Below are 17,501 nucleotides of genomic sequence, written 5' to 3' on the forward strand. Positions count from 1 at the left end.
CTATGTTTAAAAACTTTTTTAAATCAGAAAAACCGCAAGTTCAGGAACAACCTGCAGTTGACAAATCATTTAAGATAAATGATTATTACGGTCGCTTTACACTTGAAGAAATTGACACAGAAGTAGATCTTATCAAGCTTAGAAAACTTCAAGAAGAAGTGCGTTTGGATTACAAGAACAACCAAGCAACTTTTGAGCAAAACGGCAATATCAAAACTCGGAAACACATGAATTTTTGCCGGTTTATGCTTTCTCGAATTGAACAACGTATGTTGGAAATAGTTAAGATTAAAAGACTATCCCAAGACGTAATCAAGTACAAACGCGCTTCTCCTGATAAGTGGAAGCTAATGGTTTCGATCATCATCGAGCGATATCCTGGTGTAGACTTGCAGCATATAGAGGAAATCATAGAAAAGGGGGAGTAAATGGAAAAGGCGAAAGTAACAAGAAAAGATCTTGAGATCAAAAAGGGCACTATTGAGGTTGATTTTATTATTGTTGACGGTAAAACCGTAAATTTAACACCAGTCAATTATCAATCTATCGAAAAATATATTACACATGAAGAATGCATCGATTGTGGTACCGAGTTCGCAAAACGCTTTTCATATGATAGAAAATGCTCTGTTTGCCAATCTTTGGATGAAATTGTAAAATACAATGAATTACCATTGGTTGAATGGGATGGTGAAAGCGCATTAGCCCTGTACAATGATGATTTATACTTTTTTGATTATGAGAGTATAGAGCAATATTGCGAAGAACATGAAACCGAAATTTCCTCATTGCTTTTAGTCGTCTGCGAAAGATCATATTTCGGACATATCGATTATGAGCATTTTGCAGACAATGTTCACGAAGACTGGGAACCATCAACAGAGATGAAAGCTAAGCTTGAAGAATTCAATAAGTTTTTAGACTCTCAATCAACTGAAACTTGGTTTCCAAGCAAAAAAAGAGTTGATCTAACTGAGTTTGCAAAGGAGGTTTATAATGGATAATCTTTTTAATGATATTGAGAAAGGTGCTGAAATTTCTGAATGTGGCAAATATCGTTATCGTCTTTGGCGTGTATGGGATAGAAGCAAGCCGTTTGTAATGTTTCTAATGCTTAATCCCTCTACCGCTGATGCAAATGCAGACGATCCGACAATAAGAAGGTGTATTGGATTTGCTAAATCTTGGGGATATGGTGGCATTGTAGTGTGCAATTTATTTGCATACCGGTCCACTAGTCCAAAAGAATTGTTGAAAGTGTGCGACCCTGTCGGACCTAAGAATATTTCCCATATCCAGGAAGTAATTGAAGAAAGTGATTTGGTAATATATGCATGGGGTAATGGTGGAATAGTTCGAGAATTATTTTACAGGCACCGATCTTTTGAAAAACTAAAGTTTGGAGATTGTTTAGAAAATCACAAAGGTCATTACCTAAAACTTTCTAAAGATGGCACACCTTGCCACCCGCTTTACTTAAAAAGTGATTTGAGGCCTATTAATTATTTAACCAAAAAAGTCTGGCAAAAATGAAAAAGAAAGTTCTAACAGTTATTTATAACATGTCTTCAGGCAATTTCTCAACCACTAGAACGGAGATTTTAACCTGTTTTCCTTGCAATGAACATAAGGTTGTCCACGAAGCAATTGAGGATTTAAAAAAAGATGATATTGTACTTGCTATCCCGATGCGTAATTGCCTAGGTCATTTTCAAGGTGTTCAGCATTATATCAACTGGGACAAATTTACCGACGATATGATCGACCAAAGTTTGATCACAGAGGATAAGGAGGTTGATCGTGAAGTATGACGATTTTCTAAAATCAAAGATTCGTCTTGCACAGCCTGACGGTGTAGAGTGCGATATCAGCGAGATTAATCCAGCATTGAAACCACACAACAAACTAATGGTGAAATGGCTTGTTGAGGGTGGGCGTAGAGCTTGTTTTGCTTCCTTTGGATTACACAAGACCGTAACACAACTGGAGACGATTCGGATTATGATTAATAAAGTCGGTGGCCGTGGATTGATCATTGCACCGCTTGGCGTACGAGCTGAATTCAATAAAGATGCAGTCAATATTCTTAGTTGGGAAACTGGACCAAAATTCGTTCGATCGATCGGCGAATGTGAATCTGCAGGCATCTATATTACGAACTACGAAACGGTACGTGATGGTAAACTAGATCCTCGATTGTTTTCAGCTGTAAGTCTCGACGAAGCGTCGATTCTCCGGGGGCTTGGAGGTTCTAAAACATTCCGGGAATTTATGAGATTATTTACCGGCGATGAAGGTGTCGGAGGGAACAGGCGCGGTGAAAGCATGGTTAAGTATCGTTTTGTAGCGACCGCAACACCATCGCCAAATGATTATATAGAACTTCTCGCTTATGCTGACTTTTTGGGTATAATGGACGTTTCACAGGCTAAAACGCGATTCTTCAAAAGAGATAGTACGAAAGCAGATAAATTGACACTGTACAAGCATAAGGAAGAAGAGTTTTGGCTTTGGGTTGCTTCATGGGCTTTGTTTGTTTCAAAACCGTCAGATCTTACAGGAAATGAAAGTGATGATATCGGCTATAATTTACCACCTTTAGATGTTCGGTGGCATGAAATTCCCACCGATCACACAACGGCTGGCACCGAAAAGAATGGACAGTATAAAGCTTTCCAAGAAAGCGCGATCGGGCTTGAGGGATCTGCAAAAGAGAAACGTAATAGTCTGGTTAAGCGAATTCAAAAAATGCGGTCTTTATACAATAGGGATATCTATATTATCCCTAAGTTTGAATCAATTAATGATCTTGTTATTGATAGTGCACTTAAACATGTTGCAGGTTATTGGGTATTGGAGAACTTGCTAAATGGCGAACCGTGGCCAAAAGCTTTTGGTGGAGAAGGTGGTTCGTCTCATCCAACAACCTGGATGAGTAATACAAAAGGCCTTAGCTTTCAATACGACGGAAAAACGGTTCAAGTATCAGCCAAAGAAATAAAAGCTCGAGCCTTGAAGTACAAAAAATCGCACCTTATTCTTTGGCATGATCTTGAAGACGAGCGAAGAGCGATAGAAAAGCTTTTTCCTGAATCGAAGTCTGTTTATGGCAGCCAGCCGCTTGAAATTAGGGAAGATATTGTAATGCAGTTTTCCTGTGGCGAACTTGCTCAAATTGCAGCAAAACCCTCGATGCTTGGCTCTGGCACCAATTTACAAAAACATTGTAGTTGGGCGATCTATTCCGGTATAGGCTTCAAGTTCAATGACTTTATTCAGTCAATACATAGGCTTTTAAGATTCGGGCAAACCGGTACCGTGCGAATTGATCTGATTTATACAGAAGCCGAACGCCAAATTCGTAAACAACTAGAAAGAAAATGGCATCAACACAATGTAATGGTAGAAAAAATGATAGAAATTGTAAAGAAATATGGATTGTCGCGCGCGGCCATGGCTCAAATGCTGACGCGTAAAATGGGAGTAGACCGTATCGAGGTTAAAGGCAAGGATTATTCCTTTATCAACAACGATAACGTAAAAGAGTTGCCAAATATCAAAGGTGATAGCGTTGGCCTTATTTTGACTTCTATTCCGTTTGAAATGCAATACGAATACTCGCCAAATTACGCCGATTATGGACACTGCGAGAGTAGTGAAGAATTCTGGAAACAAATGGATTATTCAACACCTGAAGCTTTCCGCGTTCTAATGCCGGGGCGTATCTGTGCAATCCATGTCAAAGATAGAATAGTACCAGGAGGTATAAATGGCTTGGGCTTTCAGACTGTAAGTCCTGTACATATGCGTTGCATCGATCATTTTACAAAACATGGATTCGCCTATATCGGAATGAAAACCATTGTTACAGATGTTGTACGTGAGAATAGCCAAACGTATCGTCTAGGATGGTCAGAACAGTGCAAGGATGGTTCAAAAATGGGTGTCGGAATGCCTGAATACCTTCTATTGTTCCGCAAGCCACCATCCGATACAAGCAATGCGTATGCTGACATTCCAGTATTAAAGCAAAAGCGCGAGTTTAACAAGCAGGATAAATCTTGGAGCAAAGGTTACAGTAGGGCACGTTGGCAAATGGATGCTCACGGATTTACACGTAGTTGCGGTAATCGTCTGCTCGATCCGGATGAAGTTGCAAAACTCGAATCTGATGCAATTTTTAAGTTATTCAAGACTTATTCTTTAGAAGAGGTTTGGGATTTTGAACAAGTCGTACAAATTGCCGAAAACGTAGAAGCTCAAGGAAAACTGCCACCAGGATTTATGCTACTGCAGCCGCAAAGTTGGACAGAAGAGGTGTGGACGGATATCACGCGAATGCGCACACTCAACGGCTCTCAATGGAGTAATGGACGTGAAATGCACGTCTGTCCGTTTCAGATCGATATCGTTGAACGCGTTATTGATCAGATGTCGAACCCCGGCGATATCGTACTTGATTATTTTGCTGGGCTGGGTACCGTTCCACTTGTAGCAATACAAAAGGGACGTAAGGGGTTAGGTATTGAGCTCAATCCTCTTTATTGGAGTGACGGTGCGAATTACCTTAAGGCAGAGGAAATGAAGCAAAGCATTCCCACGCTTTTTGATTTAGTATAAAAGTTGAATATTTTTCAACCTTTTCAATTTTTAGAAATAACTTTGATATTATGGAGCAGTATGAACACTTTTGTTTAGTATCTCGTTTCCTGTATACCGAATTAGAACAGGCCGCAGCCATGGTGCATATGTTGAAGGATCAAGGCTTAGAATACGAATTTTGGCAGTTCAGAAAGCAAGAGCTACTCCATAGAATCAAGGTTCATTACCATGACTTTGAACGAGTTTTATTTTATAAAGAAAAAGGATTTTAATTATGGCTAGGCCACAAAAGAATACTGTTGATTACTTTCCCCACCTGATTGGCTCGGGTAAGAAAATGCAATACATTGAAATGAAATATGGGAACGACGGCTATGCTACTTGGTTCAAACTTTTAGAAACCTTAGCCATAACCGAACACCATTTTCTGAATATGAATGAAGACATTGAAGTGATGTTTCTGTCTGCAAAATGTAGGGTTTCTGTAGACATATTGCTTGCAATAATAGAGGATCTTGTTACTCTAAAAGTGTTCGACAAAACACTGTGGGAAAAGCGTGTTTTATGGTCTCAAATGTTCATAAATCACATTCAAGACGCTTACAAACGTCGTGAAAATAAATGTTTACAATTTGAGGGTTTATGTAAACATTTACAGAGTTTAGGTGTACATATTGCAAACAATAATACTCTCAACTCTGACAGTAATACACAAAGTAAAGTAAAGGAAATAAAAGTAAAGGAAATCAAATATATTCCGACCCAGTCGGAAGAAAAAAATGAGCCTGAAAAACCTGAAAAAAAACCAGCTTGGGAGCAGTATTCTTCGACAGATTTTGAAACACCAAAGCAGGATCTCGTAGATGATCAAGAATTTATTTCAAGACTAGCATCTGACAACGCGATATCAGTAGACAAAGCAAAAGACTGGATTGAAAATTTCTTTCAAAACATATCATTCACCGGAGAATCAAAAACAAGTTTACAGGGATATCGTAAGCACTGTAAAAACTGGATCAGTTTAAAAATTCAAAACCAATCAAAAAATTATAACAATGGAAAAAAAGCAACACACCAAGCAGGTCAACGAACTAGTGGCTCCGCACCAGCAGGGGGATATTCAGGACTATAACCATATTGAGTTGAATAGTGAAGAAATCGAAGAAATCACAAGCGCAGCACTTAGAGAGGCTCGCAAACGTAGACACTTTCAAATTCAAAATAAAAAGTACTTGGAGAAATTAAGTAAGCCGCCAGAATATCCAAAATTTGATGCAGCAACGACACAGAATTTCTTTTTGAAAACTGTAAAGAACATCAATCCGAATTTTATGATCAACGAGCACAATGAAAAAATTATCAATCTGCTCTCGCTCTACTTCTCCGGTGATGATCGCTTCGAAGCTGAGGGTTATTCACTCAAAAAAGGAATTATGCTTGTTGGACCAGTAGGATGCGGTAAGACTACAATCATGAAATCGTTTCAAATCAATTCGAATAATCCATACGCTGTAACAACAGCACGCAAGATATCTGATAGTTATCTTTCACGCGAAAATGGTGGTGAATATGTGATCAATCGTTATTCGAATCTTATCGCTGCCCATCCGCAACAGAACTTTGGTTTCTCGCAAATTGGTCTCTGTATTGATGATTTGGGTGTAGAAACTGTCAAAAAGAACTTTGGTAACGAGGTTGACGTCGTCGGCGATATCATCATGAATAGATACGAGCATGAATTGTTCAACACAACGCACTTTACTGCCAACATCGGAGGTAATGAAATTGAACAAGCATACGGACCGAGGATCAAATCCAGGTTAAGACAAATGTGCAACTTTATTGCGTTTGATCACAATGCACCTGATTTTAGGAAATAAAATAGACTTTCAAACTTTACACAACACATTATGACTTTAGGGTTTATGCAGAATTGGCCGAAGAGCATGGCCATGCAAGACGACAAAACGTATTTCATTGCAAAGATTCGATTAGGGTTAATCCAAAATAAGCTATTGGATTTTCCACATGCTGTTATTTTCATGTATAAATATCATGATAAATTTGGCAAAGCGATCGATCGTTTAGGTAATGAAAAGCCTAAGATCCACACAATCCGTCACGACGAAAGCGAACGTTGGAAACCTGGTATGGATATCCATTTCGTAATCAACAGCCGCACAAAGGATCGATTCCAGTTTGCGCCTGTCGTGAAATGTACGAGTGTTCAGACTATCGAAATTATAGACGCATCCCATTTGCCTCGAGTCGATGGAATTGTTTTAGAGTTTCCTCATGGAATAGAAATATTCTACTTGGCTTACGAGGTCAAGATTGATGGCCGGTTTTTAAATGAGCAGGAAATTAGAGAGCTTGCCATAAATGATGGTTTTGAATCTGAGTACGAATTTTTCAAGTATTTCAACAAAGATTTCAAAGGAAGGCTAATCCATTGGACTAACCTTCGTTACTAGCGATTAGCTTTTTTAATAACATCTTCTGCTATAGTTTCGTAGTAAGCGGGACCATCTTCATCGAACCAAAGATACTCCTGTTTGCTAAGATCGTAGATGAAGATAGGGTATTCGTCTCTTTGCTCGCTGTTTTTCTTTTCATCAAATGCTTCCGTAGAAGTTTGAAAGGATTGGACGGACGTGTATCCCTCACTAATTTCAATCGCCATTAAAAAATTTTTATCCATTTTTTCTTTTAAAAATACTAAAATGAAACCAAACTGGGGAACAGCTTTCGTTAAAAATCTAAAACAAAATGGTTGGATAGAGATCAACGGGTCGATGAAGCCTAAAAATAAGCTCACAGAGAAAGAAAAACAGCAAATATGTATAAAGTCATCAAAAAAGAAATACAATCACTCTAAGGGCTTAAAAACGGGATGGATTGATGACTATAGAAATTTGAGAAACAAAGAACATCAGATAGATTTTTTCATCAAGTTGGTATTGCTCGAATTAAATCTAATCGTTTGGCCTGAATTTTACTTTTCAACCGAACGTCAGTACCGCATCGATTACGCGATTCCTGTTGATCAAGACGGCAATGATTTGAAGATTGCTATTGAAGTTGAGGGCGGCATTTGGATGAAAGGAAATAGCGGTCACAGCTCTGGTACTGGAATCAAACGAGATATGGAAAAAAATAATTTGCTTCATTCACATGGATGGAAGTTGATTCGTGTTCAGCCGTACCAAATTAACAAAGAACCGTTGCAGGTCATGGATTTGATTCGATCAATTTTGAAAAGTTGAAAATAATGCTACTTATTCAACTTTTTGTATATTTGCTCATATGGTTAGATATCCGGCACAAATGGTGGCAAAGGTACTGTACCAGGAGTTTCCCGATTTGGCTCTCAAAGTAGATGCTAAGATTCGCGAGAAAGTTCCTGATACGGTGCTTACTGATTTTTCAATAATAGACGAAATTGTTGTACAGTTTTGTGCATTGGAAGATTTTCAGATAGATGATCTGCACGACTGTTCGAAAAGTCGGAGCCATTCAAATGCTCGTAGGATCCTGTTTGCTGTGATCTTGAATTTATTCAACCCAGAGCTTTTGCATAATCTTATCGAAGGGTCTTTCAGTCCCAAAGGCAGAAAGTCAATCGAAAAGGCTTTGGGTTTATCCAAGCGAACGGTAAATTACGATATGTGCAAAGCCAGGAACTACTACAAGATTTACCGCGATTTCAGGACTAAAGTTGATTTAATAACCTCTAAAATAATCGAAAGCTATGGCAGCAAAGAAAACAGCAGCACCGGCACGCCAATATGAAAGTCAGGCCGGGAAGGAAAACAGAATTAAAACCGATATCCACATCACGCAGCCTAAAACTGTTATCACCATTGAAGGGAAACTGGACGATGCGGTAAATCTTGAATTACGCTATTTGGTGGATGGTTTTTTGAAAGGCAAAGGACTTTAGTCATTCACCTTTAGGCTCTGGAAAAAGTATGTTTTGCCGTTGAATTCTCGTGTAAAACGATCTCGCTCTTTGAAAGCACGATACAAGGTTATATAGCTAATTTGATCAATATCTTTCGAAAATTGTTCGTGCAGATCCTTTATAGTCGATTCCACGTAAAGCACCTGGTTATCGGCAATAATGAAAAATAGGCTCTTTATAACTTTGTTCATAGAAACAAATGTAAAAAATAAAATGTTAAAATATAAATAAATATTTGCATATGTTAATATTTGTACATATATTTACATCATCAATTAGAACATTTAATTTTTACAGACATGACACATGAACAACGTGAGCTATTGCGCGAGCATAAAATGCATTCGCTGCTGACGCTCAAGCAAGCCAAGACCTTAGCTAGTCAATTAGAATTTGATTTTGAGCGCAGAGATCTTGATATAAGTGATACCTATTATCCTAAGTATGATGAGTGTATTATTTTAAAGCAAGATGATCAAGAAGTCATCGTCCTGGGTGGAAGGGACGTAAGCTATTTTGGAAGCTATAGAAGATTGTTTGAAATTATCGAAAAACATATTTAAAATGAGTACTTTTAGTCAAACAGTAAACTTTGAGATCGCATTAAATGAGACCGAAGAAATTAAGATCGATGCGAAAATCGTTTTCACTTCGAAAAATGATGATGTAACCGACAATCAAAAAAAATCTCTCAAAGAGCTTAAGAGAAGTATTGAGCAATTTTTGATCGATTATTTTGATTGATTATTCTAATCCAAATTCATAATGGAAACCTCTGAACAACTTTGCGAGCGTATCGCAGAAAAAGCAAATGGTGTCGCTGTAGTCTCTTTTTCCATGGGAAAAGATTCGATAGCCTCATACATTCAAATGAAGAAGTATTTTGACAAGATCCATCCAGTGTTTTACTACATGGTGCCAGATCTTGAATTTCAAAATAAAAGCCTCGAGTACTATGAGAATGAAGTTTTCAAAGAACGTATATTGCGTTTTCCTTCTCCAGCTCTGTACCGCCAATTAGCGTACTTCATGTATCAGCATCCGAGCGCTGTAGACTTCATCCATGAGAAAGATATCTATATCCCTCACTATGATGAAGTATTTGCTGTAGCCAAAGAAGATTTGGGTTTAGACCTGGACACATACACCGGTGTCGGTGTACGAATGAATGATAGTTTGAACCGTCGTTTCAGTATCAAAAAGTATGGTGCAGTAAATGAGAAGCGAAAGCAGTTCTATCCAGTATTCGACTGGTCCAATGACAGGTTGATCACTGAAATTCGAGCCTCTGGCATCAAGCTGCCAATTGACTATCGAATATGGGGCCGATCCTTCGACGGTTTTCACTATAAGTTTTTGAAACCGCTAAAAGATCACTTCCCAAACGATTACGAAAAATGCAAATCACTTTATCCATTCCTTGACCTTGAACTTATAAGACATGAGCAAATCTAAAAAACAACCTTCAAACGATTTTGACCCATTTGCGTCATCGTTTAATAGCTTTCCATCATTTGCTGACTTTAGCGACGAACCGCAACAAGACACGAGCAATTATGAAAGCTTTGAAGAAGAAGCGAAAGCTGAAGTAACCGACTATCAATTAGCGATCCGACAAGCCAGTGCGAACACCCGTAAGAGCCTCGAAGATCAGTGGAATACTGACTATTACTTTTGTGCGTTTTTCGCCAATCAAGCGCAACGTGATCAATTCTTGCAAAAAGCTGGTGCCCTTGGTCTGATCAAAGACAATTTCATCAATGGTCAGAAGCTTGCTGAACTATTAGGTATCGACATTGAACCGCAACAGATCGTAACGCCAAAGTTATTCGCACCGAAAAAGGATTGGTTTGACATCACAATGTAGAGTATGAACGTAGAAAGAGTATCTGCCAATGAAGTGTTGAGCCGTTTGCATCAAATGATAGATGTGAAATTAAGCAGAAAAAAACGAAGTGAGAAAGTATGCAGTATACGCGTAAAATATGCTTTAACGCTATTTGCTATTTCCAATGAGTTTTTAACATACGACCCTGAGCAGATCATGATTATTTTGAAACAGTTGGTTAAAGAGGGTCGAATAGTTACAAATATTGATGAGCAGAACGTAAATCCGTTCGATGCTTATTTTATCCCAAAATCAGAGATATGACAAAAGAAGAATTTAAAGAAGCTAGAGAGCTTCTAAAGAAAATAGATCTGGCAAAGTCAAAGATCGACCAGTTGACCAAAGGATCGTGTGCATTAGTAGATTTTAGAGATAACACCATTCTTTCATTCCAAGAATTGAATGACTTGGGCGTGATTGCAACTGCACAATCAGTTTTAGAACTTGAGATTTCGAAAATAGAATCAGAGTTTGAAAAATTATAATTGAAAAGTTGAATGAATTTCAACTTTTTCACCCGATATTTGAGTTTAGTTAACAGAGGTTTTATTTTAATTGATTAGCGATGTTTAGACGTGTTGCGAATGCTATCCAATCTAGAGTTGGTAGATTCTTCAATCGTGGCGGTAGCCGCGGTAATCAAAACACTGGCCGTGCTGCTGGTGGTTCAGCTTAATTGAATTAAGCATTTATTGATTTTAATGTTAGCCTGCATAGTCCGAAAGACTATGTGGGCTTAATTGTTTTACTATGACACCAGAGCAAAAGAAGCGAATGCTTCAAGCAGCTAAAGATGATCCTGATTTAAAAGCGTTTCCAGTTAAAAAGAAGTGGGTTTTATTCTGTTTAAAGCTGACTAAAGGAATTGTTTCTAGTGCTTGCCAAAATGCAGGGATATCCAGGAGAGCTTTTTACGATTGGTATGGAGAAAATAGATCCGGAAAGCCTAATCCTGATTTTGATCCCAAATTCAAAGAGGCGGCCGATGATATTAGATTGATCACGCATGAGTGGGTCGAATCGAAGCTATTGGAGAATATTGATAATAACGACGAAAAAGCCATTGAATTCTATTTGAGTAATAATTATCGTGAGAAGTATACCAGCAGCAATGCGAAGCTTGATGTAACGACAAAAGGACAAAGTTTGAACAAATCTTTCTACGACTTCCTTCGTGAAGTTTCAGTAGATGAAGACGAGAAAACAGATGAGTAACGAGGTAGCAGCGAAAAATAAGATATCAGAATGGGTCAAAGATCCTGACGGCTGGGTTAAGTTTGCAACCGAAGCATTAGGCTGTTACCTTGATGATGAGCAAAAAGCAATATTGCGATCCGTACAGTACAACCGTATGACAACAGTTGCCAGTGGTACCGCCCGGGGAAAAGATTTTATTTCTGCAGTCGCTTGTATGTGCTTCATGTACCTTACACCACGTTGGAATAAAGAGGGTGAACTTACTAAAAATACCAAAATCGCAATGACTGCTCCAACAGGTCGCCAGGTTGTGAATATCATGGTACCGGAGATATCTAGGTTATTCAACAAAGCGAGAGCCAAGGGCATCGATCTTCCTGGCCGATTGGTGGGCAATGATATCCGTACAGATTTTGAAGAATGGTTTTTGACAGGCTTCAAAGCCGATGACCATAACCATGAGGCTTGGACCGGTTTCCACGCTGTCAATACGATGTTCGTAGTTACCGAAGCCTCTGGTATTCCTGAAGGAACCTTTGCAGCGATCGAGGGTAACTTGCAGGGTAATTCACGTATTCTGATCGTGTTCAACCCTAATACCAATGTTGGATATGCTGCACGTAGCCATAAATCACCGCGTTGGAATAAATTTCAGCTGAATAGCCTAAACGCCCCAAATGTAGTTTTGAAAAAAGATATTATCCCTGGACAGGTGGATTATGTTTGGGTGAAAGATAAGGTTGAAGCTTGGTGCCAGCTGATCCCAAAAGAAGATTTTAAAGAGAGTGAAGATGACTTTGTTTGGGAAGGTAATTGCTATCGGCCGAATGATCTTTTCCGCATGAAAGTGCTCGGGAAATTTCCGAAAGTGTCTACGGATACTCTTATCCCGTTGTCCTGGATTCAGGCGGCAAATGAAAGATGGAAAGAATTTCATAAAACTCCGAGTTCCGAAAGGGTTTATAGCTCTGACGTAAAAATAGGAATTGACGTCGCCGGTATGGGGCGTGATGATTCTGTAATTTGTCCACGACACGATAACATTGTCAAAGAATTTCAAAGCTTCAACAGTGCAGGCGTGGCTGATCATATGAAAGTTGCTGGTATTACAGTCAATTTGCTAAAAGCGTCTCTTTATGCCGTTGCTATGATCGATACAATCGGAGAGGGGGCGGGCGTTTATAGTCGTCTTGCAGAATTGAAATATGCAGGCAGGGAATCGATTACAAAGTACGGGTATGAGAAAGCGGTAAGTGCTAAAAACAGCAATAGCGCGAAAGACGATAAAGGTAATGATCTAAAAGATGTGACAGGAGAATATACATTCGCCAATATGCGCGCCTATTTACATTGGGCTGTTCGTGATTGGCTTAATCCTGATAATCATTTTAACGCTATGCTTCCTCCGGATGATGATTTTGCCCAAGAAGCGACGGAAATTAAATACAGTTTCCGATCCAATGGCGATATCATCATAGAACCAAAGGAAGATATCAAAGAAAGGCTGAAAAAATCACCTGACAAATGGGATTCACTGACATTGACCTTTTGGCCTGTCAAGATTAAGAAGAACCATGTGGAGAATAAGGCACCAACAACAAAAGCAAGTTTAGGATTTTATTAACATAACGATTATGGACGAAAAAGATTTTGATACGTTACTCGAACAAGGAGACGTTGATAGGCTGAAAGGCCAAATGACTAACAATGCTGTTAGGGTCAAAGAAGCATTATCATTCTACAATGCTAGTGAACATAAAATTGCCAAAGAGCCTAAAGAAAAGATGGTAGGTACCGAACCGGTAAATAATTGGCCGTTGACTTTACCAATTCAAAAGAAGATCGTGCAGAGTACTGTCGCTTTTCTAGTGGGTAAACCTGTTCGCTTGGTCCAGGAGAGCGATGGCACAGATGAAGCGTTTAGCGAGGTACAGAAAGTTTGGAAAGAAATGCGCATGAATAGCAAATTGCTAGATCTGATGACGAAGTTCTACAGTGAGACGGAAACGGTCATCATGTTTAGGCCTTATCGTGATTCCTCTGCTGATCCTAATGATTTGACGCAACTAAACACTGTTAGATGTAAGGTAGTTGCAAAATCCGAAGGATACGATATCTTTTACCGATTTGACGAATTTGGAACACTGAATGCCTGGGGACTTGGATATTTAGTAAAAACAGGTAACGGTGTTCAAGTTGAACATTTCGACATTGAAACACCTAACTTTTTTTACAATTATACTAAAGTTGATGGTAAGTGGCAGCTAGAAAAGAAAACGAATTTAGCAGGTAAGATATCCATGGTTTTATTCACTCAAGATGTATGGGATTCTTTCGACGTTGATCCGTTGATTGAACGTAGAGAGACATTAACATCGGGAAAAGCCAAAAACAATGATGCTATGGGTTCACCTATTCTTAAGCTTACGGGCGAGATAAAGAACATGCCAGAGGTAAAAAAAGCCGTTAAGGTAGTGGAAATGGAACAGGGTGCTGAGGCTGACTATCTCTATCCGCAAATGTCAGTTGACTTGATCAAAGAAGAACGTGAGGATCTTAAAGAGTTGATCAATTACTTTACAGACACGCCAGACTTCTCCATGGACAGCATGAAAGCGATCGGTACCACATCTGGAAAAGCTATCGAGCTTATGTTTTTCCCTGCTATACTGAAATCTATACGAAACCGCATCACCGTAGAAGAATTGTTTGATCGTATGATGGAGGTGATCAAGAATCTATTGGCTAAACTGAATCCAAGTAAGACAACTTTGATCGAACAGCTGAAGAGGTTAGTTACTAAATTCGAGTTTACCAGTCCACTTCCTGAAAACGAAGCTGATTTGATTGATATGCTTTCTACCGCAACAGGCGGCAAGCCGTCACTTAACCAGGAAGATGCTGCTAACTTAAATCCATTTGCAAAAGACGGAAAAGACAATTGGAAAAAGTTACAAGCAGAAGCACTTAGCTCTAATTTGGATGAGTAAAGTTGAATAAAATTAAACTTTTTCAACTTTTTTCAGAAAAGTCTTGCATTGTTAATATTTGTGCATATATTTGTTATACCCATTGCGGGTTGTCGATTTTTTAAAAGTCTTGGTTTATAATTTAGGGTAATTTTGATTAGTTTCTTTATGTGGTCGTGAGATAACTTAAAGGTGGGAGAGTAGCTCAGTAGGTTAGAGCCTAGGGTCGCTGGTTCGAGTCCAGCCTTTTCCACAATTATTAGAAGCAAGGGAACGTCCTTGAGGCGTTGAATAGAGGTAGCGCTGGCATACCGCAATGATGTTCGTGAGGTTTAAAGTATGCCAAATAGTTCGTTAGTTCAGTGGTAGAATCGCCGATTGTCTGTCGGAAGGTCACGGGTTCGAGTCCCGTACGAACTGCTACAGCTGGAAAGACAGCAATGTTCATTGTTTTACTAAACCATTTAAGAATGAAAAGATTTATTGCAATTGCATTGATCGGGATGTTCTCTTTTTTAATGGTTGGCACTGTGTACGCTTCATTCGATAAGAATAAGCCCATTGAGTTAAAGAAAGGTTTAGATAGTCCGCAATTAGTGGCTATCCTTGACGGTGTAACACCTTCCGTTGAACCTCAATACGGCAAAATGGTAACTGTATTATCAGAAGACGAGACACTATCGGGATATCAGTCAGATATTTCCCCGAATGCCAACGGACCGCCTACAATTAGAATGTTATAGGTGAATAGGTAAAGAGAAAAATAAAAAGCCAATTTTACGGAATTGGCTTTTTTGAAAAAAGGGGCGGTCGTATAGAGGCTGGTATATGTGATGTTAATAAGTAGGGGACGAACATTTTTATTCACAAGGCGTAGGTTCGAGTCCTACCTGCTCCACAAATACTTTTCATAATTTAGGTTTATAATTGGTTAGCCGTGGGGATTCTCTCCGCTTCTCCACGGTTTTTATTCCTGGTTGTGAAAATTGAATAGAGTTTTATAAATCAATTATATGAAAGCATCAGAAGCAAGGAAAGTAGCCTTATCACAGAACGATAGCAAATTAAATCAAGAATTAGAAGCAGTTTACAAAAGAATAAATACAGCTGTCAAATGTGGAGAATTGGAATGCTCATTATTTATGACACTTTCTGAATGGGCAATTAATGCATTAGAAAAAGACGGTTACGATGTGGATGCTGTTTATGATGGACAGTCTCAGATGTACAGTTACATAATAAAATGGTAACCATGAGAAAGGTAATAATTATCGGTGCTGGACTCGGTTTGACAGGTTGCCAGCTGATTCGATTTATAGAAATAAGTATTTCTTCACACTTAGAGTTTTCAGAACTAATAGAAGCCGCCAGAGAATTTAAAATAAAGGCTCAGCAATATTTACCTGTCAGTAAAGAATTGAAGTCATTGATCGATAGATCTAAAGAGATTTTAAGTATTGAACCGACTGAAATGCCTTTGAAGGAAAAAAAACCTAAATACATTCGTCAACAACATAAACTTGCCCAAAGGCATTATAGGAGGAAATAAAATGCATCCACTGAAATCAATACAAATAAAAAAAACGAATGATCCTACGTATGGTGTTTGGTCCGTTTCAACTGAAGCAGATAGCGAAGGCCGAACAGATTGTAACCTTGGATTATGGGAAGGACATATTGACGAAATTGCACTGCATCTTGCAAACAAAGCTATGTACGGTTTACGGTTTAAACATTTTGAACCTGTAATAGAAAAGCCAGGAGATCCAACAAAAGCTAATGTTCATATTAGTATTGAGTCAAAAGAACTTTTGGATATTGGAGTTGTAAGTGTAATGTTCTCGGATCGACCGGTAACCGTTTGTTCAAGTTGCTACTACAAAAGTTTTGAAATCATTGGCGATCAAGAAAATATTAAACGCAAAATTGCGCTCTCAAAGCTTACTGATGAAGAGAGAAAAATACTAGGATTGTAATTATGGATTCTGCTCAAAAAATAGAATTGATTGTTGAAAATTTGACCGATGAACAGGTATTAAAGGAGTTTGTTAAACGCTTCAAAGTTGACGGAGCCATACTACTTTACAAAGACGGTGATCAATCTTTTGGTTTTACAAGATGGAGAAATAAAGAGGGTAGGATCTGGGCAAATTCGATCATGTCAGTCATGGGATGGAAACGGAATAAATAAAAAATATGAGACCAATACACTTTTTGAAATATGGAACAACCGATTATAGATCCTTTTCATAATATCAACTTTACAGATTCATTAAAGGAGTCGGTAAAGAAGAATGCGGGATTGATTTATCTGATTCTTAAAGAAATCAATGAGATGAATAGAAGATATCAAATGTCTATTCAGGAACAAATTTTAGAGCCTGATTATGAAATTAGACTTACTGAGATACAGACTGATCCTGAATATGGCGTAATATGTAGGATCGTTTTTGATGGTATTGAATATAAATAGATTTTTAAAATATGGAAAGGACTATCAAAGCACTTTATGAAATGCGTAATTATGAACTAAATGAGGAGCATTTAGATCATGCACATTTTGTTTGCCTTCGTGAAATTGTAAAGTGCTATAAAAAAGAGTTTTCTTCAAATGCTAATTATGATTTAGATTCATTTTTGCCATATGTGAAGCTAAATACGGTATTTACAGTATTTGATACGACTACTGCAAAATGTAGCCTTACCGATGTAATGGATATCGAAAAATGGCTATTGCTAAAGGAACAAGGCTTATCCCAAGTGTGCGCATCTTGTACTTTAAAAGATGGATCTTGGAATAAGCCTGTGGTCTTCGAAGCTGAACCATTGTTATCGCTCAATGATTTGCATTTAATTTTCAAAGGAAATAAATAGAGAACTT

Annotated in this window: 30 protein-coding genes and 3 tRNA genes; 31 read left to right on the top strand and 2 right to left on the bottom strand. The window is 38.4% G+C overall.

The genetic code is table 11. From position 1 onward, the window contains the following. Nucleotides 1-2 precede the first annotated feature (2 nt). From M2419_RS07160 to M2419_RS07200, 9 genes are read left to right on the top strand one after another with little or no spacing between them, the layout of a single operon-like run. The gene (locus M2419_RS07160; RefSeq protein WP_259254636.1) at nt 3-428 is read left to right on the top strand and encodes a hypothetical protein; all 426 of its coding nucleotides are present in this window, start codon (nt 3-5) and stop codon (nt 426-428) included. Next, nucleotides 429-1,004, top strand: a complete 576-nt coding sequence (locus tag M2419_RS07165; RefSeq protein WP_259254637.1) for a hypothetical protein — start codon at nt 429-431, stop codon at nt 1,002-1,004. It begins immediately after the preceding gene. Then, complete coding sequence (locus M2419_RS07170; protein ID WP_259254638.1) at nt 997-1,533, top strand: DUF1643 domain-containing protein; 537 nt, start codon at nt 997-999, stop codon at nt 1,531-1,533. Before M2419_RS07165 ends, M2419_RS07170 begins: the two co-directional genes overlap by 8 nt. Further along, on the top strand, nt 1,530-1,811 hold the full coding sequence (locus tag M2419_RS07175; RefSeq protein ID WP_259254639.1) for a hypothetical protein: 282 nt from the start codon (nt 1,530-1,532) through the stop codon (nt 1,809-1,811). The genes M2419_RS07170 and M2419_RS07175 overlap by 4 nt, the downstream gene beginning before the upstream one ends. Beyond that, nucleotides 1,801-4,620: a DNA methyltransferase gene (locus tag M2419_RS07180; protein WP_259254640.1), complete on the top strand. Its 2,820-nt coding sequence runs from the start codon at nt 1,801-1,803 to the stop codon at nt 4,618-4,620. The genes M2419_RS07175 and M2419_RS07180 overlap by 11 nt, the downstream gene beginning before the upstream one ends. Nucleotides 4,621-4,670: 50 nt before the next feature. After that, a complete protein-coding gene (locus M2419_RS07185; RefSeq protein ID WP_259254641.1) occupies nt 4,671-4,874 on the top strand; it encodes a hypothetical protein in 204 nt (67 codons plus the stop codon). 2 nt (nt 4,875-4,876) lie between these two features. Continuing rightward, nucleotides 4,877-5,734, top strand: coding sequence for a DUF4373 domain-containing protein (locus tag M2419_RS07190; RefSeq protein WP_259254642.1), 858 nt, complete (start codon nt 4,877-4,879; stop codon nt 5,732-5,734). Further along, entirely contained in the window at nt 5,658-6,482 is an 825-nt protein-coding gene (locus tag M2419_RS07195; protein ID WP_259254643.1) for a EutP/PduV family microcompartment system protein, read from the top strand. The genes M2419_RS07190 and M2419_RS07195 overlap by 77 nt, the downstream gene beginning before the upstream one ends. Nucleotides 6,483-6,512: 30 nt before the next feature. Further along, nucleotides 6,513-7,076: a hypothetical protein gene (locus tag M2419_RS07200; RefSeq protein WP_259254644.1), complete on the top strand. Its 564-nt coding sequence runs from the start codon at nt 6,513-6,515 to the stop codon at nt 7,074-7,076. Here the strand turns inward: M2419_RS07200 and M2419_RS07205 are convergent. Then, nucleotides 7,073-7,303: a hypothetical protein gene (locus M2419_RS07205; protein WP_259254645.1), complete on the bottom strand. Its 231-nt coding sequence runs from the start codon at nt 7,301-7,303 to the stop codon at nt 7,073-7,075. The genes M2419_RS07200 and M2419_RS07205 overlap by 4 nt on opposite strands. A 22-nt stretch (nt 7,304-7,325) precedes the next feature. Here M2419_RS07205 and M2419_RS07210 point away from each other — a divergent pair, with 22 nt between their 5' ends. Genes M2419_RS07210 through M2419_RS07220 form a run of 3 tightly spaced genes read left to right on the top strand, consistent with a single transcriptional unit; the run spans nt 7,326 to nt 8,545 of the window. Next, nucleotides 7,326-7,868, top strand: coding sequence for a hypothetical protein (locus tag M2419_RS07210; RefSeq protein WP_259254646.1), 543 nt, complete (start codon nt 7,326-7,328; stop codon nt 7,866-7,868). A 40-nt stretch (nt 7,869-7,908) separates the two neighbouring features. Next, a complete protein-coding gene (locus M2419_RS07215; RefSeq protein ID WP_259254647.1) occupies nt 7,909-8,394 on the top strand; it encodes a hypothetical protein in 486 nt (161 codons plus the stop codon). Then, nucleotides 8,354-8,545 carry a hypothetical protein gene (locus M2419_RS07220; protein WP_259254648.1) on the top strand — a complete coding sequence of 64 codons (192 nt, stop codon included), beginning with the start codon at nt 8,354-8,356 and terminating at the stop codon, nt 8,543-8,545. The genes M2419_RS07215 and M2419_RS07220 overlap by 41 nt, the downstream gene beginning before the upstream one ends. Here M2419_RS07220 and M2419_RS07225 read toward each other — a convergent pair. Next, complete coding sequence (locus M2419_RS07225) at nt 8,542-8,757, bottom strand: hypothetical protein (protein WP_259254649.1); 216 nt, start codon at nt 8,755-8,757, stop codon at nt 8,542-8,544. The genes M2419_RS07220 and M2419_RS07225 overlap by 4 nt on opposite strands. Nucleotides 8,758-8,865: 108 nt before the next feature. Here M2419_RS07225 and M2419_RS07230 point away from each other — a divergent pair, with 108 nt between their 5' ends. The 19 genes from M2419_RS07230 (at nt 8,866) to M2419_RS07320 (ending at nt 17,494) form a co-directional block, all read left to right on the top strand. Continuing rightward, the gene (locus M2419_RS07230) at nt 8,866-9,129 is read left to right on the top strand and encodes a hypothetical protein (protein ID WP_259254650.1); all 264 of its coding nucleotides are present in this window, start codon (nt 8,866-8,868) and stop codon (nt 9,127-9,129) included. A gap of 1 nt (nt 9,130) precedes the next feature. Next, the gene (locus M2419_RS07235) at nt 9,131-9,310 is read left to right on the top strand and encodes a hypothetical protein (RefSeq protein ID WP_259254651.1); all 180 of its coding nucleotides are present in this window, start codon (nt 9,131-9,133) and stop codon (nt 9,308-9,310) included. 21 nt (nt 9,311-9,331) lie between these two features. Further along, entirely contained in the window at nt 9,332-10,021 is a 690-nt protein-coding gene (locus M2419_RS07240) for a hypothetical protein (RefSeq protein WP_259254652.1), read from the top strand. Then, complete coding sequence (locus M2419_RS07245) at nt 10,008-10,433, top strand: hypothetical protein (RefSeq protein ID WP_259254653.1); 426 nt, start codon at nt 10,008-10,010, stop codon at nt 10,431-10,433. The genes M2419_RS07240 and M2419_RS07245 overlap by 14 nt, the downstream gene beginning before the upstream one ends. Nucleotides 10,434-10,436: 3 nt before the next feature. Next, a complete protein-coding gene (locus tag M2419_RS07250) occupies nt 10,437-10,718 on the top strand; it encodes a hypothetical protein (protein WP_259254654.1) in 282 nt (93 codons plus the stop codon). Then, nucleotides 10,715-10,939, top strand: a complete 225-nt coding sequence (locus M2419_RS07255; protein ID WP_259254655.1) for a hypothetical protein — start codon at nt 10,715-10,717, stop codon at nt 10,937-10,939. The genes M2419_RS07250 and M2419_RS07255 overlap by 4 nt, the downstream gene beginning before the upstream one ends. Nucleotides 10,940-11,204: 265 nt before the next feature. Continuing rightward, nucleotides 11,205-11,669 (top strand): hypothetical protein, encoded by a 465-nt coding sequence (locus M2419_RS07260; protein ID WP_259254656.1) that lies wholly within the window; start codon nt 11,205-11,207, stop codon nt 11,667-11,669. Continuing rightward, the gene (locus M2419_RS07265; RefSeq protein WP_259254657.1) at nt 11,644-13,275 is read left to right on the top strand and encodes a hypothetical protein; all 1,632 of its coding nucleotides are present in this window, start codon (nt 11,644-11,646) and stop codon (nt 13,273-13,275) included. Before M2419_RS07260 ends, M2419_RS07265 begins: the two co-directional genes overlap by 26 nt. A 10-nt stretch (nt 13,276-13,285) precedes the next feature. Then, nucleotides 13,286-14,641 (top strand): phage portal protein, encoded by a 1,356-nt coding sequence (locus M2419_RS07270; protein WP_259254658.1) that lies wholly within the window; start codon nt 13,286-13,288, stop codon nt 14,639-14,641. A gap of 173 nt (nt 14,642-14,814) precedes the next feature. Beyond that, nucleotides 14,815-14,873 (top strand) — tRNA-OTHER (locus M2419_RS07275). Between the two features lie 95 nt (nt 14,874-14,968). Next, nucleotides 14,969-15,040 (top strand) — tRNA-Asp (locus M2419_RS07280). A gap of 50 nt (nt 15,041-15,090) precedes the next feature. Next, the gene (locus tag M2419_RS07285; RefSeq protein ID WP_259254659.1) at nt 15,091-15,363 is read left to right on the top strand and encodes a hypothetical protein; all 273 of its coding nucleotides are present in this window, start codon (nt 15,091-15,093) and stop codon (nt 15,361-15,363) included. A gap of 60 nt (nt 15,364-15,423) precedes the next feature. Further along, nucleotides 15,424-15,518: transfer RNA gene (locus tag M2419_RS07290), tRNA-OTHER, on the top strand. 115 nt (nt 15,519-15,633) lie between these two features. After that, entirely contained in the window at nt 15,634-15,870 is a 237-nt protein-coding gene (locus M2419_RS07295; protein WP_259254660.1) for a hypothetical protein, read from the top strand. A 2-nt stretch (nt 15,871-15,872) separates the two neighbouring features. After that, the gene (locus tag M2419_RS07300) at nt 15,873-16,169 is read left to right on the top strand and encodes a hypothetical protein (protein ID WP_259254662.1); all 297 of its coding nucleotides are present in this window, start codon (nt 15,873-15,875) and stop codon (nt 16,167-16,169) included. Then, nucleotides 16,141-16,596 carry a hypothetical protein gene (locus tag M2419_RS07305; RefSeq protein ID WP_259254664.1) on the top strand — a complete coding sequence of 152 codons (456 nt, stop codon included), beginning with the start codon at nt 16,141-16,143 and terminating at the stop codon, nt 16,594-16,596. The genes M2419_RS07300 and M2419_RS07305 overlap by 29 nt, the downstream gene beginning before the upstream one ends. Before the next feature lie 2 nt (nt 16,597-16,598). Next, complete coding sequence (locus M2419_RS07310; protein ID WP_259254665.1) at nt 16,599-16,811, top strand: hypothetical protein; 213 nt, start codon at nt 16,599-16,601, stop codon at nt 16,809-16,811. A gap of 30 nt (nt 16,812-16,841) precedes the next feature. Further along, nucleotides 16,842-17,093 (top strand): hypothetical protein, encoded by a 252-nt coding sequence (locus M2419_RS07315; protein ID WP_259254666.1) that lies wholly within the window; start codon nt 16,842-16,844, stop codon nt 17,091-17,093. Between the two features lie 11 nt (nt 17,094-17,104). Continuing rightward, nucleotides 17,105-17,494: a hypothetical protein gene (locus M2419_RS07320; RefSeq protein ID WP_259254668.1), complete on the top strand. Its 390-nt coding sequence runs from the start codon at nt 17,105-17,107 to the stop codon at nt 17,492-17,494. Nucleotides 17,495-17,501 lie beyond the last annotated feature (7 nt).

The sequence above is a fragment of the Sphingobacterium sp. BIGb0116 genome, from assembly GCF_024808035.1.
Classification (GTDB): domain Bacteria; phylum Bacteroidota; class Bacteroidia; order Sphingobacteriales; family Sphingobacteriaceae; genus Sphingobacterium; species Sphingobacterium paramultivorum.